The sequence below is a fragment of the Acinetobacter sp. AHP123 genome, assembly GCF_023757925.1.
Taxonomy (GTDB): Bacteria; Pseudomonadota; Gammaproteobacteria; order Pseudomonadales; family Moraxellaceae; genus Acinetobacter; species Acinetobacter oleivorans.
The window spans coordinates 3,568,684-3,580,948 of the sequence record NZ_CP092454.1; the positions used below are offsets into that span (position 1 = coordinate 3,568,684).

A 12,265-nucleotide genomic window follows, 5' to 3' on the forward strand; every position below is an offset into this window, starting at 1 on the left:
TAATTTTAAAAGCGTTAAATTTCAACCAGATAAAAAATAACATAAAATTACATTCTCACCTTTAGAATTATTTAAGCATCTGTTTTTATAAAAAATATATAAATAATAAATTTTAATTACATTTAAGTTACTTTAAAAATCATAAAGTTTAAAAACTTAACAAAAATAAATTAAAAATAATCTTATAACTAAATTAAAAAGAGTTTTAAGGAGAAAACCAATGTTTAATTCATGTTGCAAATTACTCGCACAAGAAAAAATTAAAATTGCACTTTTTGAAAGTGCTTCGGCGGGCTATTTAGCTTATCGCTTCTCTTTAAGTCCCTATTCAGGTGATATTCTTATTGGAAGCTTAGTCAGCTATGACTTACGTGTCAAAGAAAATACACTTCATATCGCACCTGAACTTATTGAAAAATATACACCTGAATCGATGGAAGTCACTGTGGAAATGATCAAAAAAGGCAAAGAACTCCTACATGCCGATCTTTATATTGCCTGCACAGGCCTCTTAAAAAAAGGAGGTTCTGAGACTAAAGAAAAACCTGTAGGCACCTTTTTTTATTCTATTTATTATAAAAATAATTTTTATAACTTTAGACGGCTATTTAAAGGACCAGCATGCCTTAAAATTAGACAACTTATTTATTGCATTTCTAAAGATATAGAATACATAATATTAGATAATAAAAAATAAATTCATTTTAATAAAAGATAACATATACACATTTAGAAATGACCATTGCATTTATTTAACACCATTTTGCACAAGTGTAATTTTATCTATCTTCATATTAATTATGTTTACTGATAAAAGTTACATTTTATAGAAATCAAGGTTTTATTTAATTTTTAAATTTACAGTTAAATATAGGGTAACACCCGAAGGCTACACATTAAAAATTTTCATGTTTTAATAAACCTATCTGAAGCTCTCAGATAAAACACACATCATAAATGATATGAGGTAATTAAAGATGAGCACTACTAATAATCAAAGCAATCAACGCGATAATCAACAGCAACAACAACAGCAAAATGACAACCGCAACAATCAGCAACAGCCAAACGGCAATCAACAGCAACAAAACAATCAGCAACAACAGCAAAATGACAATCGCCGCCAACAACAAGGCTCGAATCAAAAAGATTCAGGCCAACAAAACTCAAATAACAATAATCAGCAACGCTAATCCGATGCTGACTTAAATGTCATTTGATGCGGTCATTCATTTTATTTAGGAAGGTGCCCTCACCTTCCTAAATTTACCATAAGCATAAAATTAAATAATAGATGAGGAAAAACTGATGACAGATCAAAATAGCGATCACGCACGACTGCCAGCCGGCGACCATAATTATTCTGACACTTATTGGCGCGAAAGTTACCTTACTCGTCCTTATTATCAAGAAGCTCAGCTTACTACTCCCGATCTCGATTATGACCGAGACTTTTCGACAGCCTATGAATTAGGTCATCGTGCACGTGCTGAATCGGAACAAGGCACTCAATTTGAAGATGTCGAAGGCGGTTTGGAACAAAAATGGGAAGAACTCAAAGCTGAATCTCGTTTAAAATGGGAACATGCTAAACAAGCAATTAAAGATGCATGGAATGGAAGATAAGTTGTTTTTATAACATTCTCTTTTGGTCCAAAAACTAAGAGCCTATTTCCGATTGGCCCTCGGAAATAGGCTTTTTTTATATGCCACTATTTAACTTTCTTTTTTCTTAAAATATTCAATAATTTCTTCTCCATTATTGACTGGTTTTACTGGAGACGAATGTATTTCTTCATAGGCGTAGTTAGGTAAAGCAACTTTAGTCTGAATTGGCGGTAATTTTTCTTGCCCGCCTGTAGTAATTCTTTCAATAAAACCTGCAAGCCACAGCACAAATTCTTGTGTATTTTTACTCTTTGGAATAAGGCTTAAATCCAATTTAATTTTAGATTCCTGTAAGGGTTTAATCAGTAAGTCAGCAAAATCAATGTAATTGTATAAAAGCTTAAGCTTTGTCCCCTTAAGCTCATGTCTGAGTTCAATCATCAAATTGTTAAGGTCCTCCATAGGCTCATCTGTAAAGCCTTTTTTCTCTTTAACATTTTGATAGATTTTCTCAGCTATTCTTAAGTACTGGGGCATATCCTTACCTTTATAAAACTCTCATCATTAAAATGAATTTTGGATGAATATAAGTAATTTATTGTGTTTATTTTATTAATTTTTTGAAACTATAATTTAATAGCGAAACAATTCAGTAACAACAAATTATTCAAAAGATAAATTCAATCTAATTCATTGATTAATTTTATCTTTTTATATAATTATCTTTTTTATTGTGTTACATATTTTATAGAAATTAACGATAAGAAAACTCACGTAAAAGTGAGTTTTCTTAGATGAAATAATTATGAGTTTTTATCCATTTGTTGTGGAACAGTTGGATCATTAGAGCCATGTGTTCCATCATCATCTGTTGAATGTCGATCTTGGCAAGCGCTCATACCCATCGCGATTGCAAATACCATACTCACTGCACAAAAAATTCTTAACATTGAGATCACCCTGATTAATCTTAAGATGTAAGCTTATGAATAACATTATCTTCTGTTGACCTACCGCAGTGGTTCTCTTAACTTTTGTAGATTATGCAAGCTTTTGTAAAAATCAAAATTAAATAAATGATCAAAAAATATCATTCTTGCAATTGATATTTTAATTAAATTTTGGCATTAGCTAATTAATTCAGATTGTCATATTCATGAAAGTAAAATTATTCATCCTTTCCGAGTTTGTGTCTTATTAAGTCAATGATTGCAAACAATATATAAATTAACAATTAATAAATATTTGATATATAAACATTAAAACTCAATTATTAAGATTAGGTATAATAATTAATCAATCGCTTAAATTCCAAATAATCAGTTATTTTATTAATAAAAATTTAAAAATATTAATATTTGTTTATATAAACCAATCTTTTATTTTTGCAATTGACCCGCTTTAATGCTCAGCTTATGATGCTCCGGCTGACCTATTTTGTCAGTCGGTTTTAGCAGACCGTCTACCTAAGTGCACTAAAAACACGTTTTTTGGTGTGGAGCCCCTCGTGCCTTTGACGGAGGAACGGGAGTGGGACACCTTCGGGTGTGCTGGTTTCTTAGGTATCAGTCTGCTAACCCTCTTTCGTTTCACCACCATAATTAATAGCAGTGATTGGGCGTAACTTCTTTTATCAAGGAGTCTCTAATGACTATTATTTTATATCATTTTATTTTTCTTCATCTTTATTATCTTATCGTTCAGCTTAAAACACTTTTAAAGAATTCCTGCCATCTTTTCACCTATCCAAACTTTTATCTTTATACGGAAAAAATCTCAAGATTAAACGCCAATTAAAGATTAGAACATCTATATACCAAATCGAACGATAACAACAACCAACAAAGAGCAATTATGATGTTTTTTTTATATCGTATTGTTTTAATGTGCATCCTATTAATAAGTTCTATAAGTTTATTAGGTTGCAGATCTATCAGTAAAAATGAATTTAACAGGCATTGTGTTTGGGCAGGACGCGCACTTTCACAATGTAATTGTATTTATAACTCTTTAGAAGAACATTATTCGCCACAATTTGTAGAAAACTTACCTAAAGTAAGCTTACAAAATATTGATGCGGATATGCACTTTGTGGAAACAATGAATGAAACCATGCACCAATGTCAGTTAAGTGCCAGAAAAAACTTAATTAACTAACCTTTGCCTGCTCTACCAAGAAATCTAAAAATGCCCTTACGCGTTTAGGGACATATTTGTCATGTCCTATCCAAACAGCATGAAATTCTTCAGAAGCATTGATATTCCAGTCTTCAAGAATTTTAACCAATAGTTTCTGCTCTAGCGCTTTTCGAACTTGGAATTCATTAAGCTGTGCAACGCCAAGACCTGCGAGTGCTAACTGTAAGATTGCTTCTCCATGATTTACTCTCAGAACTTTAGTAGGTGCAAGTGTGATTTCTTGCTCGTCTTTTTTAAAGAACCATGTTTTATTCTGGCGCTGATAACTTACATCTAAAAGCTGATGTTCATAAAGCTCTTCTGGGTGCTGCGGACAACCATACTTTTCAATATAGGCAGGTGAGCAGACGTAATGTTTCCGCGTGCTTCCAAGTGAGCGAGCAACCAAATTTGAGCTTTTTAGAGGCCCTGTCCGAATTGCAACATCAATCCGTTGCTCAACTAAATTAATGACTTCATCACTCAAATGAGCCTCTAATTCAATTTGTGGATAGCACTCATTAAATCGAGAAATACAAGGTAATAAAAAGTGTGTCCAATATGAAAGACTGGTATGAATTCTAATTCGCCCTTGCGGCATGTGATTTGCAGTAACTGATTGCTCTAGTTCATCTAAGTTATTGAGTATGTGAATGCCTTGCTCATAAAAATGACATCCTTCACTGGTAAGCTGAAACTGGCGTGTTGAACGGTTAAGCAATCTAACACCAAGTCTTTTTTCCAGCCGAGAAATTAACTTACTGACCGCAGACGGCGTCATGTCACAAGCTCTTGCAACGGAAGAGAAACTTCCAAGCTCGACCACTCGAATAAAAATTGCCAACTCGCCAGACCGATTAATATCAAAATATGACATAACAAAAGCTATTTATGAATTTCATTCACAAATCTTATTCCGCTTATGTCGCTATAACAAGCCAGCAATTTGTTTCAAGATAACTTTAATTCATTTTAAAGAGTTCACGAGATGAAACTTTATCAACCCGCCCTATTCTCTCTCATTTTATTTACGAGCTTTGCACAAGCAGAAGTAAAAAAGAGCGAATGGATTACCACTTGGGCAGCCAGCCCCCAAAAAGTCTGGAATAAAGATTTCGTTTTCCCGACCAATATTCCAGATCAAATATCTAATCAAACCATCAAACAAATCAGCCAAATTAGTTTAGGTGGTGAAGCTGTTAGGCTTGTTTTCACAAATCAATATGGGGATCAACCGCTATCTATTGATAAAACAACTGTGGGAATATTCAAAGGACAAAGTCTAAAAGCTAAGAGTACTTATCCAGTTTATTTTTCTGGGAAACTTAAAGCACAAATTCTACCTGGCAAACAACTGATTAGTGATCCAATCCAGCTACCTGTTCCCGATCATGCGCAGTTAATGGTAAATAGCTTTATTCAAAAGCCGACTACATTTAAAACTTTTCATTGGGATGCGAAACAAACCAGTTGGATTATTGCTGGCAATCAGACCGCGAACTTAAATACGCCTAGCAGTGCCAAAACAACAACTGCACGGTTATTATTATCGGCTATTGAAGTAAAACCAAAACGGAAAGCTCAGGTGGTTGCTGTTATTGGAGACTCCATTACCGATGGCGCAACTGCAACTTTGGATGCAAATACGAGATGGACTGACTTTTTAGCTAAGCGCTTATCGCCACATCAAATAGCGGTTATTAATAGTGGAATTTCAGGGAATCGACTACTTACAGACGGTATGGGTGACAGTGCTTTAAAACGTTTAAACAGTGAAGTGTTTCAATACTCAGGTGTTAAAACTTTAATTGTGCTGGTAGGCATTAATGATATTTCATGGCCTGGTACAGCTTTTGCACCTAAACAACAAATACCGTCATTTGAAACTTTAACTGAAGGTTATAAACGTGTTGTAAAGGAAGCTCATGAGCAAGGTATTCAAGTAATTGGGGCGACGCTACTTCCATTTTCAGGCGCTTTACCCAATACACCTTTAGATAACTATTATCAGCCTAACAAAGATGAATTACGCCAGCTTATTAATCACTGGATGAGAACCAGTAAAACATTTGATGGGGTTCTTGATCTTGAGCAAGGCTTAAAAGATTCAAAACATTCCGATCGATTAAATCCAATTTATGATTCGGGAGATCATTTACATCCGAATGATCGCGGTAATCAACAAATGGCAAATCTGGTTGATTTAAACCAGCTAGTTAATCAATAAAACGCCAGATGCAGGTAGGAATTTGCTCCCTACCTGCATCAATATTGATTAATTACCCTCTAACTCGGCGGTAAGTTTTGAGGTAATCGGCTGTTTTTCGGCTGCATAACGTCTTAGAACCATGACAGCGAAAAGCGCCAAAATTGCAGGGATTGCGATCATCACAAAATTCATTTTATGCGGCAATTCTAACCCCAATAACAGGCCCGTTAAGATAGGTCCAACAATTGCCCCAATACGACCAACACCAGAGGCACAGCCAATTCCAGTAGAACGCACACTTAATGGATAATATTGTGCAACGTAGCTATAAAGAAGAATTGAGGTTCCAATCGTTGCAGCTCCTGCAACGGTCACCAATCCATATAAAACATAGGCTGGTGACTTAAAGCCTAAACCGATTAATGCTAAAACTCCCGCCAGTAGCATTCCCATAATTACCGGTTTTAAATGGAATTTATCAGACAAAATACCGCCACCGATTGAACCGATCATTGCGCCAACATTTAGAGCAAGCAAGAATAAAATACTCTTTCCGAGTGAATACCCTGCTGCCAGCATGAGTTTTGGTAACCAGCTACTTAACGCATACACCATGAGTAAGCACATGAAGAACACGAGCCAGAACATGAGTGTATTGAAAGCACGTCCTTGCTGAAATAATCCCTTTACAGAACTACCTGTTGGAACATTATCTTCATTAAGCACTAATTGCGTATGGATTGTTAGTGTTTGTTCAGGTGAAATTTTTTGAATAATTTTATGAGCCTGTTCAGTTTTACCTGTTTTAACTAAAAAAGTTAATGACTCAGGTAAAAACTTCCAAATGACAGGTAATAGAAATAGTGGAATACCAGCAATTAAAAACATAATTTGCCACCCCTGACTTTCAACCAAATAACTACCAATTAAGGCTGAAAGAATTCCCCCAATCGCATAACCACTAAACATGGTCCCCACCAGAGTACTACGTATACGTTTAGGTGCGTATTCCGAGGTTAAAGCAACTAGATTTGGCATAACCCCACCAATGCCAAGTCCCGCTAAGAACCGAAGTACTCCAAACTCAAGTGGGCTTGATGCAAAAGCACCTAAAAAGGTAAAACCACTAAAAAGAGTGACACAAATTAAAATCACATTTTTACGGCCTATTTTGTCTGCCAAAGTTCCAAAGAACATTGCCCCAAACATCATTCCGCATAGTGCTGTACTTGCTAACATCCCAGCTTGTACAGCTGTTAACGACCACTCTTGCATTAGCAAAGGCAGTACAACGCCATAAATCACCAGATCATAACCATCAAAAACAATAATTAATAAACACCAAAGCAAAATGCTCCAGTGAAAAGGGGTAAATCGGGCCTGATCAATAACTTCATTTACATTTAATTTAGATGTTGTCATTTACTCACCTCCTCTGTGAGATAAATTCATATTTAATTTTTTAAAACGACATATTGCACCCTAAAGAAAAAACAGATTATTCAAGGTCTTGTTGAATAAATTAAAAGTCATAACTCGCCATCATATTGAAGCGGTTATCAATCCCGTTACGGCCATCAAAAGTTTCTCGTTCGCCATACACATATTCGACCCCCAAGGTAATTGGCTTGTAAGGGTTATACAGTACATTTACCCAACCCTGCCAAAGCTCTTTGTTTTGAGTGGTGTTATTACGTTGTAATTCGGCAAAACGGTTGTCATCTTTGGCTTTCATATAGCCATAAGCTAAGGTTGAACGAATTTGTGGCGTAAATTGATGCGTTAAGCCTAAAGAAACGGTGTCAAACTCATTGCTATGCATATTATTTTGATCATCTATTGCATAGCCGCTATTACTCCATAGCAAGAAACGCCCATCTCCTTTGACATGGTAATAATCGGCTTTGAGTAAGGTGTCGGGCGTAATTTGATATTTACCGCCGAAGCCCACGCCCCAAGCGACTTGCTCATCATTATTCGTTCTTTTTTCGGCAACTAAACTACGGGCAGATAACATCGAACCATTGGCAAACTTATGATTTAAGCGTCCTACCAAAGCTGGTAAGCGCATTTTATTGTCAGGGTCAGTTGTCGCAGTATATTTCGGGTCTTCAACAGATATTGCAAAACTGGTATTTGCAGTTAAGTTATCGCTATAGCGTACAAGCGGTGATCTTAATAATGCACTGCCCACAAATGTGCCTGCATCAATCGTTTCCGGATAATATTCAGGTGCGATAAATGTTGACCACGTTTGACCAATGAGCCATTTATCAAACGTTAAATAAGCATGGCGTATCCGAAACTGATCACGAGTAGCTGCCCCAAAGAAGTCCATTTCCAGTTTCCCGCCCACATCTCCCGCAGCAGTTGGGGTTTTAAAATTCAACCCAAAACGTGTCACATTAACAGTACTGTGTAATTGGTCTTTTTGAGCAGATTCTTCTGGCGTATTTTCGAGTGGAACCCCACTAATATTGTTATACATGGTAGATGCACCCTTCATTTGATAAGAAGCATCTGCCCGTATATATCCATATAAGTTAAATTCTGCGCCAGACTTAGTTAACACTTGTTTTGTAGGCTGAGCAGCTTGGGGCGTTGCATTAGTTGCTAGCTCCACTCTTTGTTGCGATAAAGATTTTTGAGCTTGCATGTTGGCTTGTAGCATAGCCCGTAGTTCTTTTACTTCTTGGCGAAGTTGTTCTATTTCAGGATCTGTTTGACCTGCAAAAGCAGAAGACACAAACAGGGTCACAGAAACTGCTAATAGGCTTTTTTGAACCGTTGTATTTAAAGCATTTATCATAAAACTTTCCTTTTTTGATCTTTAATTAGACTTAAAGATCTCGACATCCTTTTTGTTATGTACCTGTCTAAAACAGGCCCTTAAACATCAGACTTTCTTCCTCTAGAAAGTCTTCCTCATATTTTTTAGACAAAACCTCCCTTAAGCAGCATTGAGGCCACTTTTTAATGTGTTATAGGTAAAGCTAGTTCTTCTAATTTTTTTCGTTTTTTATATTCTCATCCTCATTGAGAATATTTAGGTGTTAAGACAACATTCCTTTATCTCTACTGACATTATTTTTTTGCAATAAAACCCTGATACGTCAAAATTTGCGTATACGGCTGTACGCTCTCGAAACCAGTCTTTTGCAAAAGTTTGATATATCCTTCAGTAGTTAAGCTAAAAAAGTCTTGTGCCATACGCTCTAACATTTTCTGACATTGCTCTTCCGTTAAACCTTGATCCAAGCATAAATAAGGTAAAGCTTGAAGCTGCTGTGGATTTACACAGGTCATTAAATCGTAAGTAAGTAAAACTGCTTTTTCTTTTAAACGATCATAAATCTCTTTAAAAAAAACAGGCTTTATATCATCAGCAACGAAATGCGCCACAAGAATAGACAATGCAGCATCGAAATATGGTTCTAAAGGCAGTGCTGAAGTATCACCATGAATAAAAGTAACTTGTGAAGATTTATCTAAAAGTTCAACCTGTTCCTTAGCTTTTTGCAGCATGGTTAAAGATGGATCAACTGCTGTAAATTTCCAGTTCGGATGTCGTTTAAGTAAATATTCGAGTTCATACCCCGTACCACAGCCTACAATTAAAATATGAGCATTAGGTTTCAATACCGATTGTAAAATGGCATCCACCTGTTGATGGATGACTTCATAACCTGGAATTAATTTACGAATATGTTCGTCATATCCTTCGACTACTTTGGGGCTATTAAAGTCTTTTGCCATTTTGTTTTATCCTCTATTTAAACTGCCTTTTAATTTATAGTTTGCTGCACTTTGAACGGGCTTTCGACTTCTTTAATCAAAGACATTTCCAGTTAAATTAAGCTCAGCTCGCATAATTTCCTGCAATTTAAACTTTTGTGCTTTGCCTGAAGCAGTCATTGGAAACTCATTAAAGAATCGGACATAGCGCGGCACTTTATTATGAGAAATATGCTCTTTGCAAAATTGGCGAATACTGTTTTCATCAATTTGATGATGTTCATGCAAAATAATACAAGCACAGAGTTCTTCACCATATCTGGCATCTGGTAAGCCAATGACTTGCACATCGCTTACATCTGGATGGGTATATAAAAAATCTTCAATTTCTTTTGGAAAAAGATTCTCCCCACCACGAATCACCACATCTTTAATACGACCTTTAATTTTAATAAAACCGTCTTGATCCATTTCGGCAATATCACCCGTATGCATCCAACCAGCTGAATCAATGACCTCTTTGGTCTTTTCTTCTTCGCCCCAATAACCAGCCATGACTGAATAACCACGAACGCATAGCTCACCTAAAGTGCCTTGCGTAACAATCTGCCCTTCTAAATCGACAATTTTAATTTCAACATGCGGATGAACATGCCCAACCGTGCTTACTCGTTTATCAATTGAATCATTTACTGAGCTTTGTACACTCACTGGCGAAGTTTCAGTCATACCATAACAAATGGTGATTTCAGACATATGCATACGGTCTATAACCCGCTGCATAATTTCACGTGGGCAAGGACTACCTGCCATAATGCCTGTTCTTAAGCTCGATAAATCAAACTCACTAAACTGTTCATGTTCTAAGGTGGCAATAAACATGGTCGGCACGCCATAAGCTGCCGTACAGCGTTCTTGATGAATCGCTTTTAAAGTTTCTAAAGGATTAAATACCGCCGATGGATAGACCATGGTTGCGCCATGCGTAACACATGCTAGATTCCCCATCACCATACCGAAACAATGAAACAACGGCACAGAAATACAGACTTTATCTTGAGATGTTAGGCGAATGCCTTCACCGACAAAATAACCATTATTTAAAATATTGTGATGGGTCAACATGGTCCCTTTAGGGTTACCTGTTGTGCCTGAGGTAAATTGAATATTAATGGTTTCATCAAACTGATGTTGCTTCGCTAATTGTTTTAATTGTTCTAGCTGTTCAGAAGTTGGTGTAGTAACTAAATCACTAAAGCGATAAATACCCGTATGTTGTTGATCATCGATTTTAATGACAAATTTTAAATGTGGCAGTCGCGCTGAACTGAGCACTTTATCTGGACTGTTGGTTAACTCAGGGGCAATTTTTATCAATAATTCTTGATAATCAGTCGTTTTGAATTGAGAAGCAATAATCAATCCTTTGCATGAGACTTTATTCAACACATATTCAAGTTCATGGCTTTTATAAGCTGTATTCAGGTTGACTAAAATAATCCCTGCTTTAAAAGCTGCAAATTGGGTAACCGTCCATTCCACACAGTTAGGTGACCAGATGGCTAATCGATCTCCTTTTTTTAATCCCAATTTTAAAAGGCTACATGCAAACGCGTTTACTTCATCCTGCAAAGCTTTATAGGTTAATCGTCTGTTTTGGTGGAAACTGACGATTGCTTCCTTTTCTGCATATTGCCGACAGGCCTGATCAAATTGTTCACCAATAGTCATACCCAATAAGGGTTGTGTGCTTGGTCCCGAGGCGTAGCTTAACCGTTCTTGTTGCATTGAATCATTCTCCTTGATTCTTTTAATTCTCTTCTTACCTGATCTAATTGTTGTTACTGCAACTACTTTTCCAAACCGCCTACTTTGTAATGTTTATCCTTTATATGCCCTATTTCTTCTGCACAGCATCTACACAAAAGTCAGCAATCTGTTTTGAAAAATAGTCTTTGTGCGCATGATCAAACTTTGTATTTTGAGCTGGGTCTAGGGGTTCAACCACCACATAGGTCATGGCACCGACAACACAAAGTGCGGCTGTGTTTAAATCATCCAAGACAAACTCACCACTTGCATTTCCATCCGCAAGTATTTTTTTAATACTTTGTTTAATCAATTGCTTTACACGAAAACGCTCATGTTCAACCGTTGAATCGACGGGTTCAAACATGAGTGAATATGCAAGCTGAGGACTATTCAGTGCCCGTTTTACAAAGGTGGCCACCGCCTTGTGTAATTTCTGCTTTGCCGATAACTCACTTTCGGTAATCGAATCAATCACCAATAGTTCTGTATTAATAGCCTCGGACAAAACCTCAATAAGCACTTGGCTCTTATTATCAAAGTAGCGATAAACCAGTCCACTAGATACACCCGCTTGCTCTGCAATTGTTTGTATTTGCGCGTCTTTAAATCCTCCCTCTGAAATTATTTTTCTGGCTGAATTCAAAATCGATTTACGATTTTGCTCCATCCGCTCTTGCATTAAAGATGATCGTTTATAGCTCATAATTTATTCTCTAACAAATA

The 12,265-nt window shown here is 36.3% G+C and carries 13 protein-coding genes; 5 read left to right on the top strand and 8 right to left on the bottom strand.

Translation table 11 applies throughout. The features are described 5' to 3' along the window. Window positions 1-220: 220 nt before the first annotated feature. The 3 genes from MJX77_RS16990 (at window position 221) to MJX77_RS17000 (ending at window position 1,626) form a co-directional block, all read left to right on the top strand. Window positions 221-697, top strand: a complete 477-nt coding sequence (locus MJX77_RS16990; RefSeq protein ID WP_252059784.1) for a CinA family protein — start codon at window positions 221-223, stop codon at window positions 695-697. Between the two features lie 280 nt (window positions 698-977). After that, the gene (locus MJX77_RS16995) at window positions 978-1,193 is read left to right on the top strand and encodes a hypothetical protein (RefSeq protein ID WP_005304252.1); all 216 of its coding nucleotides are present in this window, start codon (window positions 978-980) and stop codon (window positions 1,191-1,193) included. A 115-nt stretch (window positions 1,194-1,308) separates the two neighbouring features. Continuing rightward, the gene (locus tag MJX77_RS17000) at window positions 1,309-1,626 is read left to right on the top strand and encodes a hypothetical protein (protein ID WP_004793048.1); all 318 of its coding nucleotides are present in this window, start codon (window positions 1,309-1,311) and stop codon (window positions 1,624-1,626) included. Between the two features lie 90 nt (window positions 1,627-1,716). Here the strand turns inward: MJX77_RS17000 and MJX77_RS17005 are convergent, their stop codons facing one another. Beyond that, window positions 1,717-2,145 (bottom strand): hypothetical protein, encoded by a 429-nt coding sequence (locus MJX77_RS17005; RefSeq protein ID WP_252059786.1) that lies wholly within the window; start codon window positions 2,143-2,145, stop codon window positions 1,717-1,719. A gap of 266 nt (window positions 2,146-2,411) precedes the next feature. After that, entirely contained in the window at window positions 2,412-2,558 is a 147-nt protein-coding gene (locus MJX77_RS17010) for a hypothetical protein (RefSeq protein WP_005304246.1), read from the bottom strand. A 904-nt stretch (window positions 2,559-3,462) separates the two neighbouring features. Here MJX77_RS17010 and MJX77_RS17015 point away from each other — a divergent pair. Next, window positions 3,463-3,765: a hypothetical protein gene (locus tag MJX77_RS17015; RefSeq protein ID WP_004793054.1), complete on the top strand. Its 303-nt coding sequence runs from the start codon at window positions 3,463-3,465 to the stop codon at window positions 3,763-3,765. On the opposite strand, the gene MJX77_RS17020 is transcribed toward MJX77_RS17015, so the two are convergent. Then, the gene (locus MJX77_RS17020) at window positions 3,758-4,663 is read right to left on the bottom strand and encodes a LysR family transcriptional regulator (protein WP_252059788.1); all 906 of its coding nucleotides are present in this window, start codon (window positions 4,661-4,663) and stop codon (window positions 3,758-3,760) included. The two genes, MJX77_RS17015 and MJX77_RS17020, sit on opposite strands and share 8 nt — an antisense overlap. Before the next feature lie 111 nt (window positions 4,664-4,774). On the opposite strand from MJX77_RS17020, the gene MJX77_RS17025 reads away from it, so the two are divergent. Then, complete coding sequence (locus MJX77_RS17025) at window positions 4,775-6,013, top strand: SGNH/GDSL hydrolase family protein (RefSeq protein WP_252059789.1); 1,239 nt, start codon at window positions 4,775-4,777, stop codon at window positions 6,011-6,013. Between the two features lie 48 nt (window positions 6,014-6,061). On the opposite strand, the gene MJX77_RS17030 is transcribed toward MJX77_RS17025, so the two are convergent. The 5 genes from MJX77_RS17030 to MJX77_RS17050 all read right to left on the bottom strand — a co-directional run bounded on the left by MJX77_RS17030 (window position 6,062) and on the right by MJX77_RS17050 (window position 12,245). Continuing rightward, on the bottom strand, window positions 6,062-7,417 hold the full coding sequence (locus MJX77_RS17030) for an MFS transporter (RefSeq protein ID WP_252059791.1): 1,356 nt from the start codon (window positions 7,415-7,417) through the stop codon (window positions 6,062-6,064). A gap of 100 nt (window positions 7,418-7,517) precedes the next feature. Then, entirely contained in the window at window positions 7,518-8,801 is a 1,284-nt protein-coding gene (locus tag MJX77_RS17035) for a DcaP family trimeric outer membrane transporter (RefSeq protein ID WP_252061355.1), read from the bottom strand. 278 nt (window positions 8,802-9,079) lie between these two features. Beyond that, the gene (locus tag MJX77_RS17040; protein ID WP_252059793.1) at window positions 9,080-9,751 is read right to left on the bottom strand and encodes a class I SAM-dependent methyltransferase; all 672 of its coding nucleotides are present in this window, start codon (window positions 9,749-9,751) and stop codon (window positions 9,080-9,082) included. Window positions 9,752-9,823: 72 nt separating this feature from the next. Continuing rightward, the gene (locus MJX77_RS17045; RefSeq protein ID WP_252059795.1) at window positions 9,824-11,518 is read right to left on the bottom strand and encodes an AMP-binding protein; all 1,695 of its coding nucleotides are present in this window, start codon (window positions 11,516-11,518) and stop codon (window positions 9,824-9,826) included. A gap of 109 nt (window positions 11,519-11,627) precedes the next feature. Beyond that, the gene (locus tag MJX77_RS17050; RefSeq protein WP_004793061.1) at window positions 11,628-12,245 is read right to left on the bottom strand and encodes a TetR/AcrR family transcriptional regulator; all 618 of its coding nucleotides are present in this window, start codon (window positions 12,243-12,245) and stop codon (window positions 11,628-11,630) included. Between the last annotated feature and the right edge of the window lie 20 nt (window positions 12,246-12,265).